The sequence below is a fragment of the Streptomyces fradiae ATCC 10745 = DSM 40063 genome, from assembly GCF_008704425.1.
GTDB classification, from domain to species: Bacteria; Actinomycetota; Actinomycetes; order Streptomycetales; family Streptomycetaceae; genus Streptomyces; species Streptomyces fradiae.
The window spans coordinates 1642183-1666311 of record NZ_CP023696.1; the positions used below are offsets into that span (position 1 = coordinate 1642183).

The 24129-nt window shown below is 72.6% G+C and carries 20 protein-coding genes and 1 riboswitch; of the genes, 7 read left to right on the forward strand and 13 right to left on the reverse strand.

Going from position 1 to position 24129, the window contains the following annotated elements; translation table 11 throughout:
• Nucleotides 1–41: 41 nt before the first annotated feature.
• Both CP974_RS07255 and CP974_RS07260 read left to right on the forward strand, forming a co-directional pair.
• On the forward strand, nucleotides 42–761 hold the full coding sequence (locus CP974_RS07255) for a rhomboid family intramembrane serine protease (protein ID WP_031129552.1): 720 nt from the start codon (nucleotides 42–44) through the stop codon (nucleotides 759–761).
• A complete protein-coding gene (locus CP974_RS07260) occupies nucleotides 758–1039 on the forward strand; it encodes an Lrp/AsnC family transcriptional regulator (protein ID WP_031129551.1) in 282 nt (93 codons plus the stop codon). The genes CP974_RS07255 and CP974_RS07260 overlap by 4 nt, the downstream gene beginning before the upstream one ends.
• A gap of 209 nt (nucleotides 1040–1248) precedes the next feature.
• On the opposite strand, the gene CP974_RS07265 is transcribed toward CP974_RS07260, so the two are convergent.
• From CP974_RS07265 to ctaE, 6 genes are all read right to left on the reverse strand, one after another.
• Nucleotides 1249–2826: an aminotransferase class V-fold PLP-dependent enzyme gene (locus tag CP974_RS07265; protein WP_223844530.1), complete on the reverse strand. Its 1578-nt coding sequence runs from the start codon at nucleotides 2824–2826 to the stop codon at nucleotides 1249–1251.
• Nucleotides 2827–3027: 201 nt separating this feature from the next.
• A riboswitch (SAM riboswitch) is annotated at nucleotides 3028–3145 on the reverse strand.
• A 142-nt stretch (nucleotides 3146–3287) separates the two neighbouring features.
• Nucleotides 3288–4352 carry an anthranilate phosphoribosyltransferase gene (trpD, locus tag CP974_RS07270; protein WP_031129548.1) on the reverse strand — a complete coding sequence of 355 codons (1065 nt, stop codon included), beginning with the start codon at nucleotides 4350–4352 and terminating at the stop codon, nucleotides 3288–3290.
• Nucleotides 4353–4504: 152 nt separating this feature from the next.
• On the reverse strand, nucleotides 4505–6130 hold the full coding sequence (gene qcrB / locus CP974_RS07275; protein WP_031129547.1) for a cytochrome bc1 complex cytochrome b subunit: 1626 nt from the start codon (nucleotides 6128–6130) through the stop codon (nucleotides 4505–4507).
• The gene (gene qcrA / locus CP974_RS07280; protein ID WP_031129545.1) at nucleotides 6127–7176 is read right to left on the reverse strand and encodes a cytochrome bc1 complex Rieske iron-sulfur subunit; all 1050 of its coding nucleotides are present in this window, start codon (nucleotides 7174–7176) and stop codon (nucleotides 6127–6129) included. The genes qcrB and qcrA overlap by 4 nt, the downstream gene beginning before the upstream one ends.
• Nucleotides 7173–7982 carry a cytochrome bc1 complex diheme cytochrome c subunit gene (qcrC, locus tag CP974_RS07285; RefSeq protein ID WP_031129544.1) on the reverse strand — a complete coding sequence of 270 codons (810 nt, stop codon included), beginning with the start codon at nucleotides 7980–7982 and terminating at the stop codon, nucleotides 7173–7175. Before qcrC ends, qcrA begins: the two co-directional genes overlap by 4 nt.
• A 62-nt stretch (nucleotides 7983–8044) precedes the next feature.
• Nucleotides 8045–8665: an aa3-type cytochrome oxidase subunit III gene (ctaE, locus tag CP974_RS07290; protein ID WP_031129543.1), complete on the reverse strand. Its 621-nt coding sequence runs from the start codon at nucleotides 8663–8665 to the stop codon at nucleotides 8045–8047.
• A gap of 201 nt (nucleotides 8666–8866) precedes the next feature.
• Between ctaE and CP974_RS07295 the strand changes: the two genes are divergently transcribed.
• Nucleotides 8867–9268: a DNA-binding transcriptional response regulator gene (locus tag CP974_RS07295; protein WP_031129542.1), complete on the forward strand. Its 402-nt coding sequence runs from the start codon at nucleotides 8867–8869 to the stop codon at nucleotides 9266–9268.
• A gap of 304 nt (nucleotides 9269–9572) precedes the next feature.
• Here CP974_RS07295 and CP974_RS07300 read toward each other — a convergent pair whose 3' ends face one another.
• The 4 genes from CP974_RS07300 to ctaC form a co-directional block, all read right to left on the reverse strand.
• Entirely contained in the window at nucleotides 9573–10817 is a 1245-nt protein-coding gene (locus CP974_RS07300) for a L,D-transpeptidase (protein ID WP_037937004.1), read from the reverse strand.
• Nucleotides 10818–10926: 109 nt separating this feature from the next.
• Nucleotides 10927–11325: a cytochrome c oxidase subunit 4 gene (locus CP974_RS07305; protein ID WP_031129540.1), complete on the reverse strand. Its 399-nt coding sequence runs from the start codon at nucleotides 11323–11325 to the stop codon at nucleotides 10927–10929.
• Nucleotides 11322–13070: an aa3-type cytochrome oxidase subunit I gene (ctaD, locus tag CP974_RS07310; RefSeq protein ID WP_031129539.1), complete on the reverse strand. Its 1749-nt coding sequence runs from the start codon at nucleotides 13068–13070 to the stop codon at nucleotides 11322–11324. Before ctaD ends, CP974_RS07305 begins: the two co-directional genes overlap by 4 nt.
• Complete coding sequence (gene ctaC / locus CP974_RS07315) at nucleotides 13067–14035, reverse strand: aa3-type cytochrome oxidase subunit II (RefSeq protein WP_031129538.1); 969 nt, start codon at nucleotides 14033–14035, stop codon at nucleotides 13067–13069. Before ctaC ends, ctaD begins: the two co-directional genes overlap by 4 nt.
• A gap of 234 nt (nucleotides 14036–14269) precedes the next feature.
• Here ctaC and CP974_RS07320 point away from each other — a divergent pair, with 234 nt between their 5' ends.
• Nucleotides 14270–15658, forward strand: a complete 1389-nt coding sequence (locus tag CP974_RS07320; protein ID WP_031129537.1) for a cysteine desulfurase/sulfurtransferase TusA family protein — start codon at nucleotides 14270–14272, stop codon at nucleotides 15656–15658.
• Between the two features lie 73 nt (nucleotides 15659–15731).
• Here the strand turns inward: CP974_RS07320 and CP974_RS07325 are convergent, their stop codons facing one another.
• Entirely contained in the window at nucleotides 15732–16706 is a 975-nt protein-coding gene (locus tag CP974_RS07325; protein ID WP_031129536.1) for a carbohydrate kinase family protein, read from the reverse strand.
• Between the two features lie 130 nt (nucleotides 16707–16836).
• On the opposite strand from CP974_RS07325, the gene CP974_RS07330 reads away from it, so the two are divergent.
• Together CP974_RS07330 and CP974_RS07335 are read left to right on the forward strand one after the other, a co-directional pair.
• On the forward strand, nucleotides 16837–17043 hold the full coding sequence (locus CP974_RS07330; RefSeq protein WP_031129534.1) for a hypothetical protein: 207 nt from the start codon (nucleotides 16837–16839) through the stop codon (nucleotides 17041–17043).
• 106 nt (nucleotides 17044–17149) lie between these two features.
• The gene (locus tag CP974_RS07335; RefSeq protein WP_031129532.1) at nucleotides 17150–18586 is read left to right on the forward strand and encodes a hypothetical protein; all 1437 of its coding nucleotides are present in this window, start codon (nucleotides 17150–17152) and stop codon (nucleotides 18584–18586) included.
• Nucleotides 18587–18872: 286 nt separating this feature from the next.
• Here the strand turns inward: CP974_RS07335 and erpA are convergent, their stop codons facing one another.
• Nucleotides 18873–19229, reverse strand: coding sequence for an iron-sulfur cluster insertion protein ErpA (erpA, locus tag CP974_RS07340; protein WP_023589056.1), 357 nt, complete (start codon nucleotides 19227–19229; stop codon nucleotides 18873–18875).
• A gap of 245 nt (nucleotides 19230–19474) precedes the next feature.
• Here erpA and nadA point away from each other — a divergent pair, with 245 nt between their 5' ends.
• Nucleotides 19475–20653 carry a quinolinate synthase NadA gene (nadA, locus tag CP974_RS07350; protein WP_031129529.1) on the forward strand — a complete coding sequence of 393 codons (1179 nt, stop codon included), beginning with the start codon at nucleotides 19475–19477 and terminating at the stop codon, nucleotides 20651–20653.
• 187 nt (nucleotides 20654–20840) lie between these two features.
• Here nadA and CP974_RS07355 read toward each other — a convergent pair whose 3' ends face one another.
• Complete coding sequence (locus tag CP974_RS07355; RefSeq protein WP_031129528.1) at nucleotides 20841–24014, reverse strand: efflux RND transporter permease subunit; 3174 nt, start codon at nucleotides 24012–24014, stop codon at nucleotides 20841–20843.
• Nucleotides 24015–24129 lie beyond the last annotated feature (115 nt).

A 24129-nucleotide genomic window follows, 5' to 3' on the forward strand; every position in this document is an offset into this window, starting at 1 on the left:
GCGCTCTGCCCCGCTCGCACCCCGTACGTCATGATCTGTGCGTGATCGCTTGGCGTGGAGCGTTGCGGCGTGCCGCCACCGGGCCGACGGTGACGTACGGCGTCATCGGGGTGTGCGCGCTGGTCTTCGTGGTCGGCCCGGCGTCCGGCCTCGCGGCCTCGTACGGCACCGGGGAGGACCTGGTCGCCGCCCAGAGCGCGTACTTCCGGCGCTGGGGGGTCATCCCGGCGGACCTGCTGAGCGGCGCCCCGCCCGCGCTGCTCACCCCGCTCAGCGCCCTGTTCGTGCACGGCAACTGGCTGCACCTGCTGGGGAACATGCTGTTCCTGTTCGTCTTCGGCGCGATGGCCGAGGAGCGGATGGGACACCTTCGGTTCGGGGTGTTCTACGTGGTGTCCGGCTACCTGGCGCTGGCCGGGTACGCGATGGTGCACGCGGACAGCGCGCAGACCCTGGTGGGGGCGTCCGGCGCGATCTCCGCGGTGCTCGGGGCGTTCCTGTACCTCTTCCCCAGGGCGCGGGTGACCAGCCTCTTCCCCTTCCTGTTCTTCCTGCCGCTGCGCTTCCCGGCCTGGATCGTCCTGGTCTTCTGGTTCGTGCTCCAGTGGCTGGCCGCGCGCGGGGCGGGCAGCGGGCCGGGGGTCGCCTACCTCGCGCACCTCATCGGCTTCGCGCTGGGGTTCCTGTACGCGTGGGCGCGCTACCGGGGCATTAGAGTGAAGGCCCCAGCAGCGGCCACCGAGGGAGAGGGACAGCCGTGATCACCGCGATCGTGCTCATCAAGACCAGCGTGGACCGCATCCCGGAGATCGCGGAGGCCATCGCCGCGCTCGACAGCGTGAGCGAGGTCTTCTCCGTCACCGGGACGTACGACCTGGTCGCCATGGTCCGCGTGCCCAAGCACGAGAACCTGGCCGACATCATCCCCGGCCGCATCAGCAAGATCCCCGGCGTCGTCGCCACGGACACCCACGTCGCGTTCCGCACGTACTCGCAGCACGACCTGGAAGCGGCCTTCGCCATCGGGCTCGACGCCTGACCGACCCCCACCGATTCACCCGAACGGGGGAGGGGGATTCGGCCACGGCACGGCTCCGCCCCGCGGCCCCGGCCCTCCGCCCGGCACGCGCCGCCCTGGACGGCCCCGTCCGGTACGCGCCGGCCCTCGGCCCCGGCCGCCCCTCGGCCCCGGCCGGCCCCGGTCCGGCGCCGCCGCACCCTGGCGCTCCGGTCCGGTGCGTCCCGCCCTCAGCCCCGCTCCGGCACGCAGCGCCCGTCCTCCGTGCGGTAGCTCCACCGGGCGCCGTCCGCGACCAGCTCGCGCACGGCCCGCAGGAAGCGGTCGACGTGTTCGTCCGGGGTCCCCGCGCCGAAGCTGACCCGGACCGCGCCCGCCGCCCGCTCCCCCGAACCGGCCCGCGGCGCCCCGCACTCCGCCGGCTCCCGCTCCGACCCGCCCAGCAGGGCCCGCACCAGCGGGTGCGCGCAGAACAGCCCGTCGCGGACCCCGATGCCGTACTCGGCGGAGAGCGCCGCCGCGAGGTGCGCGCCGCTCCAGCCCTCCACCGTGAAGGACAGCACCCCCACGCGCGGGGCGTCGTCGCCGAACAGCGACAGCACCCGCACCCCCGGCACCCGCGCCAGCCCCTCGCGCACCCGCTCGACCAGCTCCCGCTCGCGGGCCACCAGCGCGTCGAACCCGGCCTCCCGCAGCGCCCGGCACGCCGACGCGACGGCGTAGGCGCCGATCACGTTGGGCGAGCCGGCCTCGTGGCGGGCCTCCGTCGTGTGCCAGAGCGCCTCCACCCCGCCGTCCGCCCGCCGCGCCACCGACCGGGACGCGCCGCCGCCCGCCAGGTAGGGCTCGGCCTCCCGCAGCCAGTCGGCCCGCCCGGCGAGCACCCCGGCGCCGAACGGGGCGTAGAGCTTGTGCCCGGAGAAGGCCACCCAGTCCACGTCCAGCTCCGCCACGTCCACCGGGTGGTGCGGCGCGAGCTGGGCGGCGTCCAGCACGATCCGCGCCCCGTGGGCGTGCGCGGCGGCCGCCAGCTCCCGTACCGGCCACAGCTCGCCGGTCACGTTCGACGCGCCCGTCACGCACACCAGCGCGGGCCCGTACGGCTCCCGGTGCACGAGCGCCCGCTCCAGCGCCTCCACGGCCGCCGCCGGGGTGCGCGGCGCCTCCAGGTACGTCACGCGGGCCCCCCGCCACGGCAGCAGCGCCGCGTGGTGCTCGGTCTCGAAGACGAAGACCTCGCAGCCGGCGGGCAGGGCGCGGGCGAGCAGGTTGAGCGAGTCGGTCGTCGAGCGGGTGAAGACCACCTGGTCGCCGGGGCGGCAGCCGAGGAACTCCGCGACCGTGCGGCGGCTGTCCTCCAGCAGCTCGGTGGAGAGCCGCGACAGGTACCCGGCGCCCCGGTGGACGCTGCCGTAGTACGGGGCGTACGCGGCGACGTCGTCCCACACCCGCTGGAGCGCGGGGGCGCTGGCCGCGTAGTCGAGCGCGGCGTAGACGGCCTCCCCGCCGGTGACGAGCGGCACGGTCACGTCCCGGCCGAGCACGGGCAGCGGCAGGACGGCGGCCGGGGCGGGGACGTGCCCCGCGGGGGCGCCGGCCGGAGCGGCGGCCGGGCTGTCGGCGCCGGCCACCACCCCCGCCGGGGAGGCGGCACGGGCGGCACCGTCGACGGCGGCGGAGGCGGCCGGGGCGGAAGGGGCAGAGGAGACGGCCGGGGCGGAGGGGGCGGCGGAGACGGCCGGGGCGGAAGGGGCGGCGGAGACGGCCGAAGGGGCCGGGGCGCAGGCGGTGTTCGGGTACGCGGGCATGGCGGAATCTCCTGGCGGGAACGCGGCGAAAGGGGTGTGCGGGCCCGCGGGGACGGCTCGACGGCCGTACCGCACGCGGGGTGACGCCTCGACGCACGGCGACGACGACGGCCGTGCGGAGGGGGGAAGGGCCCGGGGCCCTAGCGCATTCGCTTGCTCACGAGACTGCTCCCTCGGGACCAGGACCCCAGGGTGTGCAGGGGTCCGCGCTTGCCGCGGACCTCGCTGCCCGCGGCCTGGTCTTCACCCGGGGCACCCCGCCACGGACGGAGGGTTGCCGGACAGCGGGCCGGGGCCGTAATCGCTGTCACTCATGACCTTGCCGAGCATCCTGCCACACGCACCCGCCCCCCACGCAAGACGGGTGGCCCGTACGGCGGACGGACCGTACGGCGGGCGGACCGCCGGACGGGCGGGCCCGCGGCGCCGACCCCGGGAGCCGGCGCGGCGGGCCCGCCGGCTCACCTGTGGCTGGCCCGCACCCAGCGGTCCAGGACGTCGCGGGCCGCGCCCGAGTCGATGGACTCGGCGGCCTTCGCCATACCGGCCCGCAGCTGCTCGGCCAGCGGCGCGTCCGCAGGCTCCAGCGCCACCAGCGCCGCCGCCGAGTTCAGCAGCACCGCGTCCCGCACGGGCCCGGTCTCCCCGGCGAGCAGCCGCCGCGCCACGTCCGCGTTGTACGAGGCGTCGGCGCCCCGCAGCGCCTCCACCGGCACCACGTCGAGGCCGACGTCGCGCGGGTGGAACGCCTCCTCGCGGACGGTCCCGTCCCGGACGACCCACACCCGCGAACCGGCCGTCGTGGTCAGCTCGTCCAGCCCGTCGTCCCCCCGGAAGACCAGCGCCGACGAGCCGCGCTCGGCGAGCACACCGGCCAGGATCGGCGCCATCCGGGCGTCGGCCACACCCGTGGCCTGGGCCCGCACGCGGGCCGGGTTGGTCAGCGGGCCCAGGAAGTTGAACGTGGTCCGGATGCCCATCTCCTTGCGGGCGCGGGCGACATGGCGGAGCGCCGGGTGGAAGGTGACGGCGAAGCAGAAGGTGATGCCGGCCTCCTCCGCCACCTCGGCGACCCGCTCCGGGGACAGCCCCAGGTCGACGCCCAGCTTCTCCAGCACGTCCGAGGCGCCGGAGGCGGACGACGCGGCGCGGTTGCCGTGCTTGACGACCTTCGCGCCCGTACCGGCGACGACGATCGCCGACATCGTGGAGACGTTGACGGTCCTGGCGCCGTCGCCGCCCGTGCCGACGATGTCCACCGAGGGGCCCGGCACCTCGATCGTGCGGGCGTGCTCGTACATGGTGCGGACGAGGCCGGAGATCTCCTCCACGGTCTCGCCCTTGCCTCGCAGCGCCACCGCGAACCCGGCGATCTGCGCGTCGGTGGCCTCCCCGCTGAGGATGCGCTCCATCGCCCACGCGGTCGTGTCCGCGTCGAGGTCCCGCCCCGAGAGCAGGGTGTCGAGGACGGCGGGCCAGGAGCGGCCCGCCGCGGTAGAGCCTCCAGCGGGTGGCACAGCGCTCATGGTCGCTCCCGGTTCCGTGACGGATGATGACGGGTCCAGCCTAGCGAGCCGCCGGGGACGGCGAAGAGCCCCGTCCGTGGACTGGACGGGGCTCTCACCGTGGCGACTCTCAGGGCTCACCCCCCGGGGCGGGGCCCCGGGGGTGAGGGCGATCAGTGGTGGCCGTGGCCCGCGCTGATCTCCTTGTACTCCTCCACCGTGGCCTTGGGGACCTGGTTCCCCTCGCCGTAGTAGCCCTTGCTGAGCTTGGCGCGCAGCTTCTGGGCGGCGGAGGGCTTGCGCTCGACGCCGTTCTCGTCGACCGTCGGGCCGATCTCCGCCGGGACGTACTGCTCGTGCGCGGTCAGCGCGTGCAGCTGCGCCTGGCTGAGCGGCTCGTGGACCTCGACGAACTCACCGTGCGGCAGCCGCTTGATGATGCCGGTCTCGCGGCCGTGCAGCACCTTGTCGCGGTCGCGGCGCTGGAGGCCGAGGCAGATCCGCTTGGTGATGACGAAGGCGAGGACCGGTCCGGCGAAGAACGCGATGCGGACGAACCAGGTGACCGCGTTGATCGACAGGTGGAAGTAGGTGGCGACGATGTCGTTGCCACCGCCCACCAGCATCACCATGTAGCCGGTGACCCAGGCGACGCCGAGGCCCGTGCGGGTCGGGGCGTTGCGCGGGCGGTCCAGGATGTGGTGCTCGCGCTTGTCGCCGGTGATCCACGACTCGATGAACGGGTAGACCGCGATGGCGGCCAGCATCACACCGAAGATCACGAGCGGGATGAAGACGCCCAGGACCAGGGTGTGGCCCCAGAGGGTGATCTCCCAGCCGGGCATGGCGCGGATGAGACCCTCGGCGAAGCCCATGTACCAGTCGGGCTGGGCGCCGGTGGACACCATGTCCGGGCGGTACGGGCCGAGGGCCCACACCGGGTTGATGGTGAACAGCGCGGCGATGACCGCGATGACACCGAACACCAGGAAGAAGAAGCCGCCGGCCTTGGCCATGTACACCGGCAGCAGCGGCATGCCGACCACGTTCTTGTTGGTGCGGCCGGGGCCCGCGAACTGCGTGTGCTTGTGGTAGAAGACCAGGATCAGGTGCGCCACCACGAGGCCGAGCATGATGCCCGGCAGCAGCAGGATGTGGATCGAGTAGAACCGGGCGACCATGTCGTGGCCGGGGAACTCGCCTCCGAAGAGGAACATCGAGATGTACGTGCCGACGATCGGCACGGACAGGATCGCGCCCTGGGTGAAGCGGACACCGGTGCCCGACAGCAGGTCGTCCGGGAGCGAGTAGCCGGTGAAACCGGTGAACATGCCCAGGACGAGCAGCAGGAAGCCGAACAGCCAGTTGATCTCGCGCGGCTTGCGGAACGCGCCGGTGAAGAAGACGCGCATCATGTGCACGAACATGCCGGCGATGAAGATCAGCGCCGCCCAGTGGTGGATCTGCCGGATCAGCAGACCGCCGCGCACGTCGAAGCTGATGTCCAGCGTCGAGGCGTACGCCTCGGTCATCCGGACGCCCTGCATCGGCACGTACGAGCCGTGGTACACGATCTCGTTCATGCTCGGGTGGAAGAACAGCGTCAGGTACACACCCGTGAGGATGATGATGATGAAGCTGTAGAGGCAGATCTCACCCAGCATGAAGGACCAGTGGTCCGGGAAGATCTTGCGCATGTTGGCCTTGGCCAGGGAGTAGATCCCGAGCCGGCCGTCCGCCCAGTCGGCCACCCGCTCACCGGCGGGCGCCTTCCGCGTCGTGTCTTTTGCGGTGCTCATCCGCGCTCCCAGAATGCAGGCCCGACCGGCTCCTCGAAGTCGCCGAGCGCTTCGAGGTTGCCCTTGTCATTGACGCCGATCCGCAGCTGCGGGAGGGCGTGACCGGCAGGGCCGAAGATGACGCGGGCGCCGTCGGAGAGGTCGAAGGTGGACTGGTGGCACGGGCAGAGGACGTGGTGGGTCTGCTGCTCGTACAGGGAGATCGGGCAGCCCACGTGGGTGCAGATCTTGGAGAAGGCGACGATGCCCTGGTGCGACCACTCCAGCTCGCGCTTGTCCTTGATGTCCTCCGGCTGGAGCCGGACGATCATCAGGGCGTCCTTGGCGATCTTGGTGTTGAAGTCGTGGTCCTCCTCGCTCAGGCCCTCCGGCATGGCGAAGGTGAGCGAACCGACCGTGACGTCCTCGGGACGCAGCGGCTCCATCGTGTTCATGTTGATGAGCTGCTTGCCCTTGGCCCACGAGGTGTGGAAGAGCTTCTTCTCCGGCAGCGGGCCCAGCTCGCGCAGGAGCACGATGCCGGAGAGCGGCACCATGGCCAGCGCGCCGAACATCGTGTTGCGGATGAGCTTGCGCCGGCCGAGCGCGGACTCCTCGGCGCCCGCCGCGAAGTCGGCCATGACCTTGGCCTTGACGTCCGGCGCCGCCTCGATCGGGTGGCGGTCGTCGGCGACCTCCTCGTCCGACATCAGCGTGCGGGCCCAGTGGACCGCGCCGGCGCCGATGCAGAAGAGGGCGATGCCCAGCGTGAGGCCGAGCGACAGGTTGGTCGCGCTCACGTGGCCGAGCGGCCACACGTACACGATCTTGTCGACCGGGAAGATCACGAACGAGGCGATGAAGGCGACGGTGGCCAGCATCGAGGTCGTGAACAGCAGGGCGACCGTGCGCTCGGACCGCTTGGCGGCCCGCTCGTCGAGGTCCTGGATGCGCGGCTTGTGGGGCGGCAGCCCCGGGTCGGCGAACGGGTTCTCGGCGACCGCCGTGCCGTGCGCGGTGTCCTGCTCGCTCGGCAGGCTCTTCTCGGAAAACTCTTGGCTACTCATGACTTCTTGGCCTTAGCGGTGTGGGCCGCGACCCAGACGGCGACGGCGATCAGCGAACCCAGCCCGAAGATCCAGCCGAACAGGCCCTCGCTGACCGGTCCCAGGCCGCCGAGCGCGAAGCCGCCGGGCGACGGAGTCTCGTCACCGTTCACGGCCTTGATGTACGCGATGATGTCCTTCTTCTCCTGCTCCGGCATCGTCGTGTCGGGGAAGGAGGGCATGTTCTGCGGGCCGGTCTGCATGGCCTCGTAGATGTGCTTCTCGCTGACGCCGTCGAGGCTGGGCGCGTACTTGCCCTCGGTCAGCGCGCCACCCTTGCCGGTGAAGTTGTGGCACTGGGCGCAGTTGTTGCGGAAGAGCTCACCGCCCTTGGCGATGTCGGCGCCTTCCACGCTGTACTGCTTCTCGGTGGGGGTGACGGGACCCGGGCCGAGCGAGGAGATGTACGCCGCCAACTGGTCGATCTGGGCCTGCGTGTAGATGTTCTTCTTCCGCGGGACCTGGGCGCCCGGCTGCTGCGCGGGCATGCGGCCGGTGCCGACCTGGAAGTCGACGGCGGCGGAGCCCACGCCGACCAGGGACGGGCCGTCGGAGGTGCCCTGACCGCCGGTGCCGTGGCAGCTGGCGCAGCCGACGGTGTAGAGCTTCTTGCCCTCCTCGATGGCGAGGGACTGGGCGGTCTCGTCGGCCTGTGCCGTGCTCGCGGGCGCGAACGCGGCGTACAGCCCCCCGGTGGCCGCCAGCGCGAGAAGTAGGACGACGACCGCCGCCAGCGGATGGCGTCGTCGTGCGGAGAGCTTTTTCACGGATTACCCCGGTGTCAGGATCTTCTGCGTCGATGCTTGCTGGATGGTCGGGCCGAGCCCGACTACTTGATCATGTAGATCGTGGCGAAGAGGCCGATCCAGACGACATCGACGAAGTGCCAGTAGTAGGACACGACGATGGCGGCGGTTGCCTGCTCGTGAGTGAACCGCTTCGCGGCGTACGTCCGGCCGAGTACCAGCAGGAACGCGATCAGGCCGCCCGTCACGTGGAGGCCGTGGAAGCCCGTGGTCAGGTAGAACACGGAGCCGTACGGGCCGGAGGACAGGGACATGCCCGCCTCCTTGACCAGCTCGGTGTACTCGAGGACCTGGCCGCCGATGAAGATCGCGCCCATGATGAACGTCACGATGAACCAGGCGCGCAGCTTCTTCACGTCGCCGCGCTCGGCGGCGAAGACGCCGAGCTGGCAGGTGAGGGAGGAGAGCACCAGGATCGTGGTGTTGGTCGCCGAGAACGGGAAGTTCAGGTGGTCCGCCTGCTCGGACCAGTATTCGGCACCCGTTACCGATCGCAGGGTGAAGTACATCGCGAAGAGGGCCGCGAAGAACATCAGCTCGGAACTCAGCCAGATGATGGTTCCGACGCTGGTGAGGTTCGGTCGATTGACCGACGGGTGCGCGTGCCCGGTATCTACTGTCGTTGCTGTCGCCACGACCGACATTATGTCGGTCGCTTATCCCGCCCTCACTCCGGGGGTGCCGTTCGGAGTGTCCCGGCCCTCCGAGGGCCCCTCCAGGGCACCCGAACGGCCCAGCGAGGGGCCGCCCGCGGCGGTGTCGGGCCGCTGTCGACGGGCTGTGGGACGGAGTAGCATCCGCCGCATCGGTTACCGAGCACTGCCCGCGACGATCTCGGAGGAACCATGCAGTCCAGCGCCACCGTACTGGTCTACAGCGACGACGCGAACACCCGAGCGCAGGTGCGGCTGGCGGCCGGGCGGCGCCCCGCGGCCGACGTCCCCCCGGTCGAGTACGTCGAGTGCGCGACGCTGCCGGCGGTCCTGGAGCGGCTGGACGCGGGCGGCGTCGACGTGTGCGTGCTGGACGGCGAGGCCGTGCCGGCGGGCGGCATGGGCGTGTGCCGGCAGATCAAGGACGAGGTCTTCGAGTGCCCCCCGGTGCTGCTGCTCATCGGGCGGGCGCAGGACGCCTGGCTGGCGACCTGGAGCCGGGCCGACGCGGCCGTGACGCTGCCGGTGGACCCGGCGGAGCTCCCGGAGGCCCTGGCGGCGCTCCTGCGCAGCCGCCTGGCCGTGGAGGCCTGACCGCCGCCTGGCCATGGAGGCCTGACCGCCGCCTGGCCGTGGAGGCCTGACCGCCGCGCGGTCCTCCGGGGCCGCCCGGCCTCGGGCCTTGGACGGCGCCCCGGCCTCGGGGCTTGAACGGCGCCGGGCCGCCTGGCGCGGGGCCGGGCGGCGGCGGTGGTCTTCGCCGGCCGGTGTCCCGGCCGGTACCGGTCCGCCGTGACCGGTCGTGAGGGCCGCCGGGCCGGGGACCCGCGTACCGGCGGCCCGGCCCCCGGCCCGCGCGGGGGCGGGACGGTGGGCCGGGCCGCGGGACGGGGGCCCGCTACCGCGGGAGGGGGCTCAGCCGGGCGGGGCCCGCGCGGCCGGTGTCGGCCTGGACGGCGCTGCCCTGCTGCCACCGGTCCCAGGTCATGTTCCACTCCCCGAAGCCGTTGCCGAACGGGGTCATGTCCTCGCCGTGGCTGTTGACGACCTCGACGATGTCGCCGCGCCGGAAGTTCTCGAAGAACCAGGCGGCGTTGGAGGTGGACATCCCGACGCAGCCGTGGCTGACGTTGGCGTACCCCTGCGAGCCGACCGACCAGGGCGCGGCGTGCACGTACTCGCCGCTCCAGGTGACGCGGGTCGCGTAGTGGACGGGCAGGTCGTACGACTCGCTGCTGCCCGCCGCGATGCCGACGGTGGTGCTGCGCATCCGCACGAACGGCTGCTTCTCCAGCACCACCTTGACGCCGTTGCGGGTCTCGAAGCCGGGCTTGCCGGTGGTGACCGGGATGGTGTTGATCACTTCGCCGTTGCGCCGGACGACCATCGTGTGGGTGGAGGCGTCGGTGACGGCCTCGACCCGGTCGCCGATGTCGATCTTGAGTGGTTCGGTGGGGGCGCCGTAGAGCCCGCCGCCGATGTGGGCGCCGCCGAGGGTGCTGGTGAGGGTGACGGAAGCGCCGGCGGGCCAGTACTCCTTGGGCCGGAAGTGCAGCTTCTCGTCGTCCACCCAGTGCCAGCCGCCGGTGACCTCGGGCGTGGAGTCGACGCGGAGGGCGCGCTCGACCGCCGCGCGGCCCTCCTTGCTCTTCACGGGGGCGCTGAGGGTGGCCGTCAGGGGCTGTCCCACGCCGTACGTGCCCGCCTCCGGCCCGAACTCCACCTTCAGGAGCTTGCGGGCGGGGGCCGTGCGGAACGTCATCGTGCGCAGGCCGGGGGCTCCGTCGCCGTTCTCCGTGGCGACCCTGACGGTGTAGCGGGCACCCGCGGCCGGCGCGCCGGTGGAGCGCCAGCCGCGGCCGTCGGCGGAGAGCTCGCCCGCCAGGTGGCGGCCCGCCTCGTCGACGGCGGTGACGTCCGTGATGCGGGCGTCGTCGTCGCGGGCGGTGATGGCGAGGGGCTTGTCGAGGGGGACCTCGCGGTCCTCGGCGAGACCGGTGAAGCCGACCTGCCGGGCCGCGTCGTAGGGGCGCGCGGAGAGCGGATGGCCGTCCGGTCCCCCGCAGCCGGCCAGGCCGGCACCCGCGGCGGCGACCAGCAGGGAGCAGCTCAGGGCGATGCGGAAGCTCGGCGTGTTGCTCATAAGCACACCGTAGGAACGGCTGTCGAGCGCGGCACGCCGGATGCATGCAAAAGAGTGACCCGGCGGACTCCTTCCGGAGCCGCCGGGTCACCTCACCGCTGAGGGGTCGTCACTGGTTCTGGTTCTCGCCCCGGTAGTACTCGAAGACCCAGCCCCAGATACCGATCAGGATGACCGGCAGGGAGAAGAACATCAGCCACCAGTCGAGGGCGACGGCGAGGAAGGCGAGCGCGCCGCCGATCGCCAGCGAGAGCGGCTGCCAGCTGTGCGGCGAGAAGAAGCCGAGCTCACCGGCCTCGTCCGCGACGTCCGCCTCCTTGTCGTCCTGCGCCATGGCGTCCACCCGCCGGGCCGTGAAGGCCAGGTAGTAGCCGACCATGATCGCCAGGCCGAAGGCCATGAACAGCGCGGTGGTGCCGACCGGCTCCTTCGACCACAGGCCGTACAGGACGGCCATGGCCAGGATGAAGAAGCTCAGCCAGATGAACATCTTGCCCTGGATCTTCACTTGCCGGCCTCCTTGCCGCCGACCAGCGCGGTGTCCTTGCGGCCCTGGTTCTCGAGCTGGTCGATCGCGGAGATCTCAGGGTGGTGCAGGTCGAACGCCGGGGATTCCGAGCGGATGCGCGGCAGCGTGAGGAAGTTGTGGCGCGGCGGCGGGCAGGACGTGGCCCACTCCAGCGACCGGCCGTAGCCCCACGGGTCGTCGACCTCGACCTTCTTGCCGTACTTGGCGGTCTTCCAGACGTTGTAGAAGAACGGCAGGATCGACAGGCCCAGCAGGAACGAGGCGATCGTGGAGATCGTGTTCAGGGCCGTGAAGCCGTCCGCGGCGAGGTAGTCCGCGTACCGGCGGGGCATGCCCTCGGCGCCCAGCCAGTGCTGGACGAGGAAGGTGCCGTGGAAGCCGATGAACAGCGTCCAGAAGGTGATCTTGCCGAGGCGCTCGTCCAGCATCTTGCCCGTGAACTTCGGCCACCAGAAGTGGAACCCGGCGAACATCGCGAACACCACGGTGCCGAAGACGACGTAGTGGAAGTGCGCGACGACGAAGTACGAGTCGGAGACGTGGAAGTCCATCGGCGGCGACGCCAGGATCACACCGGTCAGGCCACCGAAGGTGAAGGTGACCAGGAAGCCGATCGTCCAGAGCATCGGGGTCTCGAAGGACAGCGAGCCCTTCCACATGGTGCCGATCCAGTTGAAGAACTTCACACCGGTCGGGACCGCGATCAGGAAGGTCATGAAGGAGAAGAACGGCAGCAGCACACCGCCGGTGACGTACATGTGGTGCGCCCACACGGTGATCGACAGACCGGCGATCGCGATGGTCGCGGCCACCAGGCCGATGTAGCCGAACATCGGCTTGCGGCTGAAGACCGGCACGATCTCCGAGACGATGCCGAAGAACGGCAGCGCGATGATGTACACCTCCGGGTGCCCGAAGAACCAGAAGAGGTGCTGCCAGAGCAGGGCACCGCCGTTGGACGGGTCGAAGATGTGCGAGCCGAACTTGCGGTCGGCCTCCAGCGCGAAGAGCGCGGCGGCCAGCACCGGGAAGGCGAGCAGGACCAGGACACCGGTCAGCAGCACGTTCCAGGTGAAGATCGGCATCCGGAACATCGTCATGCCGGGGGCGCGCATGCAGATGATCGTGGTGATGAAGTTGACCGAGCCGAGGATCGTGCCGAAGCCGGAGAAGGCCAGACCCATGATCCACATGTCGGCGCCGACACCCGGCGAGCGGACGGCGTCCGACAGCGGGGTGTAGGCGAACCAGCCGAAGTCGGCGGCGCCCTGCGGGGTGAGGAAGCCGGCCACGGCGATGAGCGAGCCGAACAGGTAGAGCCAGTAGGCGAACATGTTCAGCCGCGGGAACGCCACGTCGGGCGCGCCGATCTGCAGCGGCATGATCCAGTTGGCGAAACCGGCGAACAGCGGCGTCGCGAACATCAGCAGCATGATCGTGCCGTGCATCGTGAACGCCTGGTTGAACTGCTCGTTCGACATGATCTGCGTGCCGGGCCGGGCCAGCTCCGCGCGCATGAAGAGCGCGAGCAGACCGCCGATGCAGAAGAAGGCGAACGAGGTGACCAGGTAGAGCGTGCCGATCGTCTTGTGGTCGGTGGTGGTCAGCCACTTGACGACGATGTTGCCGGGCTGCTTGCGCCGGACGGGCAGCTCGTTCTCGTACGGCTCCTTCGAGCCGTCAGCTGCCGTGGCGGCACCCTGAGGTTCGTTGAGGATGCTCACAGTTGGTTCTTCTCCGCATTCCTGGCCGGGTCCGTCTGCTCAATGCCCGACGGGATGTAGCCGGTCTGCCCCTTCTCGGCCAGCTCCTTGAGGTGCTGCTGGTAGCGCTCCGGGGAGACGACCTTGACGTTGAAGAGCATCCGGGAGTGGTCGACGCCGCACAGCTCGGCGCACTTGCCGAGGAAGGTGCCCTCCTGCGTGGGGGTCACCTCGAAGGCGTTGGTGTGGCCCGGGATGACGTCCTGCTTCATGAGGAAGGGGACGACCCAGAAGGAGTGGATGACGTCGCGGGAGGTCAGGACGAACCGGACCTTCTCGCCCTTGGGCAGCCACAGCGTCGGGCCCGGGTTGCCGGTCTGCGGGTTCCGCGTCCCCGGGATGCCGAAGTCGTGGACGCCCTCGGCGCCGGCGGGGAACTGCTTCTGCCACTTGTCCGGGACGGCGCCGAGCTCCTTGGGGACCTCGGCACCCGTGGCGGCGTCGCCGTCCACGTTCTCGATGTAGTTGAAGCCCCAGCTCCACTGGTAGCCGACCACGTTGATGGTGTGGGCCGGCTTGTCGGAGAGGGCGAGGAGCTTGGACTCGTCACGCGCGGTGAAGTAGAACAGCACCGAGACGATGATGAGCGGGGTCACCGTGTACAGCGCCTCGATGGGCATGTTGTACCGGGTCTGCGGGGGAACCTCGACCTTGGTGCGGCTACGCCGGTGGAAGATGACGCTCCACAGGATCAGGCCCCACACGAGCACGCCCGTGGCGAGCGCTGCCGCCCACGAGCCCTGCCAGAGGGAGAGGATCCGCGGGGCCTCCTCCGTCACCGGGGTGGGCATACCGAGGCGGGGGAAGTCCTCCCAGTTGTACGAGCAACCGGAGGCGGTAGCCAGGATCAGGCCCGCAGTCAGCACCTGCGGCAGCTTCCGCCGCATCGGGCGCCGCGACGAGCGGTCGGAGCCGTTGGGACTCACGTAGCGCCTTCCCGAGAGTCTCGCCCGCGGCTCGGCTGCGGCCGTCTCGCTGGTCGGTCGCCGCCCTGACGCGGGCAGGGGTTTGGATGTTTATGCGGACCAAACCCTACTGGACGCCATTTCGCGTCGCGCGGGGAGGGTGCCCAACGCGCCGCCGGACCCCTCTTTCGGGTTGTGTCCGCAGGTCGCGGGCCCGTTCGGCACCCTCGGGGGCTACGGAGTTAGCGTGGCCGCGTGGCCTACTTCGACGTCGCTTCCTCCGCTCCCCTGCACCCCGTCGCCCGCCAGGCGCTCCAGGCGTCCCTGGACGAGGGCTGGGCCGACCCCGCGCGCCTGTACCGGGAGGGCCGGCGCGCCCGGCTGCTGCTGGACGCCGCCCGCGAGGCGGCGGCCGAGGCGGTGGGGTGCCGCCCGGACGAGCTGTCCTTCACCCCGTCCGGGACGCACGCGGTCCACTCGGGCGTCGCGGGCGCCCTGGCGGGGCGGCGCCGGTCCGGCCGCCACCTGGTCGTGTCGGCGGTGGAGCACTCCTCGGTGCTGCACGCCGCGCAGGCGCACGAGGCGGCCGGCGGGGCGGTGGCGCGGGTGCCGGTCGGGCGGACCGGGGCGGTGGACCCGCGGGTGTACGCGCAGGCGCTGCGCGCGGACACGGCGCTGGCCTGCCTCCAGTCGGCCAACCACGAGGTGGGGACGGTGCAGCCGGTCGCCGAGGCGGCCGAGGCGTGCCGGGCGGCGGGTGTGCCGCTGCTGGTGGACGCGGCGCAGTCGCTGGCGTGGGGGCCGGTGGAGGGCGGCTGGTCGCTGCTGGCGGCGAGCGCCCACAAGTGGGGCGGCCCCGCGGGGGTGGGGCTGCTGGTGGTGCGCAAGGGGACGCGGTTCGCGCCGGCGGGGCCGGCGGACGAGCGGGAGGCGGGCCGGTCGGCCGGGTTCCCGAACCTCCCGGCGATCGTGGCGGCGGCGGCGTCGCTGCGGGCGGTGCGGGCGGAGGCCGCGACGGAGGCGGAGCGGCTGCGGGGGCTGGTGGCGCGGATCCGGGCGCGGGTGGCGCAGGCGGTGCCGGACGTGGAGGTGGTGGGCGACGCGGAGCGGCGGCTGCCGCATCTGGTGACGTTCTCCTGCCTGTACGTGGACGGGGAGGCGCTGCTGCACGAGCTGGACCGGTCGGGTTTCTCCGTTTCGTCCGGTTCGTCGTGCACGAGTTCGACGCTGACGCCCAGCCACGTCCTGCGCGCGATGGGCGTGCTGTCGGAGGGGAACGTCCGGGTCTCGCTGCCCCACGGGGTGGCGGAGGCGGACGTCGAGCGGTTCCTGGAGGTGCTGCCGGGCGTGGTGGCGGGCGTGCGGGAGCGGCTGGGCGCGCCGGCGGGCGGGACGGCGGAGGGCGTGTCCGGCGAGGGCGGGGAGCTGGTGGTGGACGCGCTGGGCAGGCGGTGCCCGGTGCCGGTGATCGAGCTGGCGAAGGTGATCGGCGACGTGCCGGTGGGCGGGACGGTGCGGGTGCTCGCGGACGACGCGGCGGCGCGGCTGGACATCCCCGCGTGGTGCGGGATGCGGGGCCAGGAGTACGTGGGCGAGGAGCCGGCGGACCGGGGCGCCGCCTACGTGGTCCGCCGGCTCGTCTGACCGCGCGCCCCGGGACGGGGCGGCCCGCCGGCTCCGGGGGCCGGCGGGCCGCCCGGTCCGTGCGGGCGGCGGGTCACGCCAGGTGGGCGCGGACCTCGGTGGCGGCGTCGTCCCCGTACGCCTTGGTGAAGCGCTCCATGAAGTGGGCGCGGCGCAGGGTGTACTCCTGGGTGCCCAGGGTCTCGATGACGAGCGTGGCCAGCATGCAGCCGACCTGGGCGGCGCGCTCCATGCCGACGCCCCAGGCGAGGCCGGAGAGGAAGCCGGCGCGGAAGGCGTCGCCGACGCCGGTGGGGTCGACCTTGGCCTCCTCGTCGGGGCAGCCGACCTCGAAGGCGGGCTCGCCGGCGCGCTCGATCCGGACGCCGCGCGCGCCGAGGGTGGTGACGCGGTGGCCGACCCGGCCGAGGATCTCCTCGGCGCTCCAGCCGGTCTTGGTCTCGATGAGGCCCTTCTCGTACTCGTTGGAGAAGAGGTAGGTGGCGCCGTCGAGGAGGGTGCGGATCTCGTCGCCGTCCATGCGGGCGATCTGCTGCGAGAAGTCGGCGGCGAACGGGATGCCGCGGGTGCGGCACTCCTCGGTGTGGCGGAGCATCGCCTCCGGGTCGTCCGCGCCGATGAGGACCAGGTCGAGGCCGCCGACGCGGTCGGCGACGGCCTTGAGCTCGATGAGCCGGGCCTCGCTCATCGCGCCCGTGTAGAAGGAGCCGATCTGGTTGTGGTCGGCGTCCGTGGTGCAGACGAAGCGGGCGGTGTGCAGCACCTCGGAGATGCGCACGGAGCCGGTGTCCACGCCGTGCCGGTCGAGCCAGGCCCGGTACTCGTCGAAGTCGTAGCCCGCGGCGCCGACGAGGATCGGGCGGGCGCCGAGCTGTCCCATGCCGAAGCAGATGTTCGCGCCGACGCCTCCCCGGCGGACGTCGAGGTTGTCGACGAGGAAGGAGAGGGAGACCGTGTGGAGCTGGTCGGCGACGAGCTGGTCGGCGAACCGGCCGGGGAAGGTCATGAGGTGGTCGGTGGCGATGGAGCCGGTGACTGCGATACGCACGGCGGGATGCTCCTGCGGGGAGACAGCATGGACAGTTCACGCTACCGGGTCGTAGGGCGCCGGCGAACAGCGGAAACTACCCGATAGTAGGACCTTCTCGGTCCGGGGGCGGGCTGCGTACGGTGCCGTCATGGCGAACGACATCACGGCGCGTGAGCGGCTGGAGCCCGATCTGACCCTGGCGGAGCTGTGCGGGGCCTCCGCGCGGATGGTTCCGCACTGGCCGGCCGCGCGGGCGGCCTCGCCCGTGCCGGTCCCGCCCTCGCGGATCCTGGGGGTGGTCGTGGAGCCCTCGTCCGTCCGGCTGATCGCCGGCGCCCCCGAATACGGGGTCTGACACCCGTACGGCCCACGGAACCGCTCGGCCGTCCGCTCCGTCCCACCGGTGTCTCCCGCCCTGCGGGGATACGACTGGTGGTGTGGACCGACGAAGGAGCCTTGCGGTGAGCGACACGGAGACCAGCACGGACGCAGGACCGGGCCGGCGCCGGCCGCTCGCGGTCGCCCTGGTGGCGGCGGCGGTGCTGGCGGCGGGCGGCGGGACCTACCTGGCGGTGGGCGGGCCGGACGGCGGCGCGCGGACGGTGGCGGGCGCCGCCGACGACGGGCGCGGCGGCCCCGGCGCCACGCCCTCGCCGGGCGGCACCGCTCCGGGGGGTACGGCGCCCGGCATCGCGCCCGGCGAGCCGGACCCGTCCGGGGGTGAGCGGTACCGGGTGGCGGGCCCGCTGCCGAAGGCGCCGGAGAAGGGGCACGCCTACCGGGCGCCGGAGAAGGTGACGGCGGCGGACGCGGCCCGGCTGGCGAAGGCGCTGGGCTTCCCGGGCGCCCCGGTGAAGGCCCCGCTGGGCTGGCGGGTCGGCCCGGAGCGGGACGGCTCGGGCCCCTCGCTCCACGTGGACGAGGCGGGCCACTGGCGGTACGAGGCCCAGGGACCGGTCACGGACGACTGCCCCAAGGGCAAGCGCTGCCCGGGTGATCCGACCGACCGGCCGGTGGACGACGAGACGGCCCGGCGGGCCGCGGCGCCGCTGCTGGAGGCGCTGGGGCTGGCGGACGCGGTCGTGCGGTCGGAGGCGCGGGGCTCGGTGCGCACGGTGACCGCCGAGCCGCGGGTGGACGGGCTGCCGACGCGCGACTGGGGCCCGCGGATCACCGTGGACGCCGGCGGCGGCGTGGTCTCGGCGGAGGGGCGGCTGAGCACTCCGGCGCGCGGCGAGGCGTACCCGCTGATCAGCGCCGAGCAGGCGGTGCGGGAGCTGAACGCGACGGTGGGCGCCACCTGGCCGCGCGAGGGCGTCGGCGGCTGCGCGACGGCCGTGCCGCACCTGGACGGCTCGGGCCCGGCCACGGCGGACGGCGACCGGGCGGGGGCGGACCCGAGCGGGCCGTGCAAGCCGGGCACGACGGTCCCGAAGCGTCCCGCCGAGCCCGAGGTGACCATCCGCACGGCGGTCCTGGGACTCTCGCCCGCGGTGGGGCGGACCGGGGCGACGCTGGTGCCGGCCTGGCTGTTCGACGGCGAGCGGGACGGGCGGCCGTACCGCTTCTCCTACCCGGCGGTGCCGCTGGAGCGGCTGTACCCGACCGCCGAGCCGTCGAACCTGGCGGTCGCGCCGTACGGGCCGGGCGACCGGCGGCTGCGGGTGTCGTTCACGGGCGGTGCGTGCAGCCCCTACCTGGTGCGGGCGTACGAGACGGACACGCGGGTGCGGCTGCGGGTCTTCGAGATCCCGGGCGGCCCCGACCGGATGTGCGCCGCTATCGCCCTGCCGGTGGAGGCGACGGTGGTGCTGGAGGCGCCGGTGGGCGAGCGGGCCGTGGTGGACGCGGCGACCGGGCGGCCCCTGCCCCGGAGCGGCTCGACGCCGACGAAGTGACCGGGTGCGGGGCCGGGTCGGTGACCGGCGCGGTGGCTCGGTGGGTGACCGGGTGCGCTGACCGGCGCGGTGGCTCGGTGGGTGACCGGGAGTGGTGGGAGAGGTGGGGTGCCGGGACGGCGGGGCACGGGAGGGTGAGCCGCGCCGGGACGGCGGAAGGCGGCGGCCCCGCGGACCGGGAGGGGTCCGGGGGCCGCCGCCTTGCGTCCGTCACGTCCGGCCGGCTCCGGGCCGGGCGGGCCGCCCGGCGGGGCCGGCTTCCGCTCGGCCTGGGCGGATCAGCGGATCAGCTGAAGGAGTCGCCGCAGGCGCAGGAACCCGTGGCGTTCGGGTTGTCGATGGTGAAGCCCTGCTTCTCGATGGTGTCCACGAAGTCGATGGAGGCGCCGCCCAGGTACGGGGCGCTCATCCGGTCGGTGACGACCTTGACGCCGTCGAAGTCCTTGACGACGTCGCCGTCGAGGGAGCGCTCGTCGAAGAAGAGCTGGTAGCGCAGGCCCGAGCAGCCACCCGGCTGAACGGCGACGCGGAGCGCCAGGTCGTCGCGGCCTTCCTGGTCGAGCAGGGCCTTGACCTTGGCGGCGGCGGCGTCCGTCAGGATGATGCCGTCACTGACAGTGGTCTTCTCGTCCGATACGGACATCTGCTTCTCTCCCGGGTTGTTCGGAGACTGCTTGCCGACGGTTGCAACCGGCGGGGTCGCCGATTCATTCCGGGCCGCGCCCGGTCGTACCCCTTCATGCTCGCACACCGCCTCCGGCGCAAGCACCGGCCTGTGGGACGGCGAACTCGTCACATCGACACTATGGACATCGTCAAAGTGACGTGAACCAGTTATGATAGATAGCGTCAATTAGACGAAAAGGCTCAGTAGAAAGGGTGCGTGTCGTGACCACCGCCCAGCCCCTGGATGTCCAGCCGACGCCGCTCGCCCTGCTGCTGCTCGGCCGCGAGGCCGACGCCAAGAGCGAGCGGGGCGTCGAGTGCCCCGGCGACCTCCCCTCGCCGTCCGACCCGGACCTGGTGGAGCGCGCCCGCGCCGCCAAGGCGAAGCTCGGGGACAAGGTCTTCGTCCTCGGCCACCACTACCAGCGCGACGAGGTCATCCAGTTCGCGGACGTCACGGGCGACTCCTTCAAGCTCGCCCGGGACGCGGCCGCCCGGCCCGAGGCGGAGTACATCGTCTTCTGCGGCGTGCACTTCATGGCGGAGTCGGCGGACATCCTGACCGGCGACGACCAGAAGGTCGTCCTGCCCGACCTGGCGGCCGGCTGCTCCATGGCCGACATGGCCACGGCCGAGCAGGTCGCCGAGTGCTGGGACGTCCTGACCGAGGCGGGGATCGCGGACACCACCGTGCCCGTCTCGTACATGAACTCCTCCGCCGACATCAAGGCCTTCACCGGCAAGCACGGCGGCACGATCTGCACCTCGTCCAACGCCAGGCGCGCCCTGGACTGGGCCTTCGAGCAGGGCGAGAAGGTGCTCTTCCTGCCCGACCAGCACCTGGGCCGCAACACCGCCGTCCGGGACATGGGCATGTCCCTGGACGACTGCGTCGTCTACAACCCGCACAAGCCGAACGGCGGGCTGACCGTCGAGGAGCTGCGCGCCGCGAAGATGATCCTGTGGCGCGGGCACTGCTCGGTGCACGGCCGGTTCTCGCTGGAGTCGGTCCGGGAGGTCCGCGAGCGCGTTCCGGGCGTCAACGTGCTGGTGCACCCCGAGTGCCGCCACGAGGTCGTCGCCGCCGCCGACTACGTGGGCTCGACCGAGTACATCATCAAGACCCTGGAGGCGGCGCCCGCCGGGTCGAAGTGGGCCATCGGCACGGAGCTGAACCTGGTACGGCGGCTGGCGAACCGTTTCGCCGACGAGGGCAAGGAGATCGTGTTCCTCGACCGGACCGTGTGCTTCTGCTCCACGATGAACCGCATCGACCTGCCGCACCTGGTGTGGGCGCTGGAGTCCCTCGCGGAGGGCAACCTGGTCAACCGCATCCAGGTGGACCGCGAGACCGAGGACTTCGCGAAGCTGGCGCTGGAGCGGATGCTGGCCCTCCCCTGACCCGGCCGGACCACGGGGCCCCGTCCACCGGGCCGGCCCCGGTCGGCCTCCGGGCCGGTCGCGGGTCGCCGGTGCGAACCACCGGGCCCCGGTCGGCTGCGCCGGGGGCGGTCACGGCCGCACCCGACGCGTACGAGGGGCGCCCCCGCCGGGGGCGCCCCTCGTCGTTCTCCGCCGCGCGGCGCCGCTACTCGCGGGCGCCCGCGCGGGCCGGCGTGCCGTCCGCGGTGGTCCCGTCCGCGGGGGCCTCCCCCGGTGCCGTCGCGGTCTGCGCGGCGGGGGCCGCCTCCCGGCGGGCGGCGCGCCTGGCGGCCCGGCGCTCCTTGCGCAGCTCCACCATCGCGTACAGCGTCGGCACCAGGAGCAGGGTCAGGAGCGTGGAGGTGATCAGGCCGCCGATCACCACGACCGCCAGCGGCTGCGCGATGAAGCCGCCCTCGCCCGTGATGCCCAGCGCCATCGGGACCAGCGCGAAGATCGTGGCCAGCGCGGTCATGAGGATCGGGCGGAGCCGGTGGCGGCCGCCCTCGACGACCGCCTCGACCACGCCGAGGCCCCGCTCCCGGTACTGGTTGATCAGGTCGATCAGCACGATGGCGTTGGTCACGACGATGCCGATCAGCATCAGCAGGCCGATCATCGCCGGGACGCCCATCGCCGTGTCGGTGACGATCAGCAGGCCGATCGCGCCCGTCGCCGCGAACGGCACCGAGACCAGCAGGATCAGCGGCTGGACCAGGCTGCGGAAGGTCGCCACCAGCAGCATGAAGACGATCGCGATGGCCGCGAGCATGGCCAGGCCCAGGTTGGCGAACGCCTCCTGCTGGTCCTCCGAGACGCCGCCGATGGACGCGGTCGCGCCCTCCGGCAGGTCCAGGGCGCCGATCCGCTTCTGGAGCTCGGCGCTCACCGCGCCCGTGTTGTCGCCGGTCGGCTTCGCGCTGACCGTCGCGGCCCGCGCGCCGTCGATGCGGGTCATCGACACCGGGCCGGGCACCAGCCGTACGTCCGCGACGTCGCCCAGCCTCACCGGGCCGAGCGGCAGCGCCCGCAGCTCCGCGAGGGTGCGGGCGGGCCGCGCCGACGTGATCACCACGTCCCGCTCGGCGTCGTCCAGGACCGCCTTGCCCGCCGGGGTGCCGCGCACCGCCTGGGCCACGGCCATGCCGAGCGCCGCATCGCCGAACCCGGCTCCGGCCGCCTTCGCGGTGGCCCGCACCGACACGCGCGGCACGGACTGGGCCAGGTCGCTCTGGACGTCGGTGACGTCGTCCAGCCCGGCGACCTCCTCGCGCACCGCCTCGGCCGCCGCGCGCAGGGTCGCGGCGTCGGGTGCCTTGACGACGACGCTCAGGTCCTGGTTGGCGAAGCCGTCGCCGGCGGCGATCGACGTCTCGCCGACGCCCTCCAGCCGGTCCAGCGCCGCGTCGATCCGGTCGCGGACCTCCGCGGACGACGCCGACTCCGCGAGCTTCACCTGGTACGACGCCTGGTTGGCGCCCGTACCGCCGCCGAACGCGGCCATGAAGCCGGACGAGCCGACCGTGACCTGGTAGTCCTCGACGCCGTCGGCCGACGCCAGGACCTCCTCGACCTTCCTCGCCGCCGCGTCCGTCGCCTCCAGGCTCGTGCCGGGCGGCAGCTTCTGCTTCACCGACAGGACGGTCTGCTCGCCCTGGTCGAAGAAGTTCGTCTTCAGCAGCGGCGCCATCCCGAAGGTGCCGACCAGCACGACCGCGGCGATGCCCAGGCTGGTGAGGCGGCGGCGCGTCGCGAACCGCAGCACCGGCACGTACATCCGCTGCAGCCGGCTGCGGCTCTCCTTCTCCTCGGCGGCCCGGCGGGCCTCCTCCGGGTCGGCCGACGTGCCCTTGGGCGCGCGCAGGAACCAGTACGAGAGGACCGGCACCACCGTCAGCGACACCAGCAGCGACGCCAGCAGGGCCGCCGTCACGGTCAGCGAGAACGAGCCGAACAGCTCGCCGACCATGCCGCCCACCAGGCCGATGGGGAGGAACACGGCGACGGTGGTGAGGGTGGAGGAGGTCACCGCGCCGGCCACCTCGCGGACCGCCGTGAGGATCGCCTCCCGGCGCTCCTCGCCGTAGCCGAGGTGCCGCTTGATGTTCTCCAGCACGACGATCGAGTCGTCCACGACGCGGCCGATGGCGATGGTCAGCGCGCCCAGCGTCAGCATGTTCAGCGACAGGTCGCGGCTCCACAGCACGAGGAGCGCGAGGACGACGGAGAGCGGGATCGACACCGCCGTGACCAGGGTGGAGCGGATCGACGCCAGGAAGACGAGGATCACCAGGACCGCGAAGACCAGGCCGAGCGAGCCCTCCGTGGTGAGGCCGGAGATCGACTTGGCGACGGCCGGGCCCTGGTCGGAGACGACGGTCAGCTCGGCGCCCGCGCCGAGGCCGCGCCGCAGCTCGGGCAGCTTCTCCTCGACGGCCTCGGAGATGGCGACGGCGCTGCCGTCCTTGTCCATCGTGGCCATCACGGCGAGGCTCGGCTTGCCGTTGGTCCGGGTCAGGGACGTACGGGCGGACTCCTCCTGCTTCACGGTGGCGACGTCGCCGAGGCGGACGGCACCGCCCTTGCCGGGCGCGGCCGGCGGGATGCGCAGCTCCTCGATCTGCCGCAGCGCGGTGAAGGCGCCGCCGACCTGCACGGTGCGGCTCTGCCCGCCCTCGGAGAAGGAGCCGGCCGGGACGGTGGCGCCGCCCGAGCGGAGCGCCTCCGCGAGCTGCGCGGTCGTCAGGCCGGCCGCGGCGAGCTTCCGGTCGTCGGGCGTGACGGAGACCTGGAGGTCCTGGACGCCGCTGACCGAGACCTGCCCGACGCCGTCGATGTCCTCCAGGGCCGGGACGACGGTCCGCTCCAGCAGGCCGGCCAGGGCCTGCTGGTCCTTGCCGGTGGAGGAGGCGGCGAGGACGACGGTCGGGATGTCGTCCGTCGAGCCGGCGACCACCTGCGGGTCGACCCCGGCGGGCAGCACGGCGCGGGCGCGGTTGACGGCCTGCTGGACGTCGGCGACGAGCTGCTTGGTCGACTCGTCGCCGTAGTCGAAGGTGGCCATGATCAGGGCGTTGCCCTCGCTGGCCGTGGAGGTGACGCCCTTGAGGCCGTCGACGGCCTCCAGGGAGTTCTCCAGGGGCTCGACGACCTGCTTCTCGACCACGTCGGGCGAGGCGCCCTGGTACGGCGCGAGGACCGACACCATGGGCAGCTCGATGGAGGGCAGGAGCTGCTGCTTGAGCTGGGGTATCGCGATGGTGCCGAAGACGATCGCGACGATCGACATCAGGCCGACGAGGGCCCGCTGGGCGAGGCTGAATCTGGACAGCCAGGACATGGCGTCGTGGTTCTCTCTTCCGGGGTGTGGCTCGGCGTGGTCGCGCTCGGCACGGTGCGCCGGGCGCGGAGGCTCGGCGCGGTGCGCCAGGCGCGGTGGGCTTGGCGTGGTGGTC

Bases quoted from the DNA above. Each gene is read 5' to 3' on its own strand.
- qcrA (WP_031129545.1), bottom strand. From the start codon at position 7,176: ATGAGTAGCCAAGAGTTTTCCGAGAAGAGCCTGCCGAGCGAGCAGGAC.
- ctaE (WP_031129543.1), bottom strand. From the start codon at position 8,665: ATGTCGGTCGTGGCGACAGCAACGACAGTAGATACCGGGCACGCGCAC.
- qcrB (WP_031129547.1), bottom strand. From the start codon at position 6,130: ATGAGCACCGCAAAAGACACGACGCGGAAGGCGCCCGCCGGTGAGCGG.
- CP974_RS07295 (WP_031129542.1), top strand. From the start codon at position 8,867: ATGCAGTCCAGCGCCACCGTACTGGTCTACAGCGACGACGCGAACACC.
- CP974_RS07355 (WP_031129528.1), bottom strand. From the start codon at position 24,014: ATGTCCTGGCTGTCCAGATTCAGCCTCGCCCAGCGGGCCCTCGTCGGC.
- CP974_RS07300 (WP_037937004.1), bottom strand. From the start codon at position 10,817: ATGAGCAACACGCCGAGCTTCCGCATCGCCCTGAGCTGCTCCCTGCTG.
- trpD (WP_031129548.1), bottom strand. From the start codon at position 4,352: ATGAGCGCTGTGCCACCCGCTGGAGGCTCTACCGCGGCGGGCCGCTCC.
- CP974_RS07265 (WP_223844530.1), bottom strand. From the start codon at position 2,826: ATGCCCGCGTACCCGAACACCGCCTGCGCCCCGGCCCCTTCGGCCGTC.
- erpA (WP_023589056.1), bottom strand. From the start codon at position 19,229: ATGTCCGTATCGGACGAGAAGACCACTGTCAGTGACGGCATCATCCTG.
- CP974_RS07330 (WP_031129534.1), top strand. From the start codon at position 16,837: ATGGCGAACGACATCACGGCGCGTGAGCGGCTGGAGCCCGATCTGACC.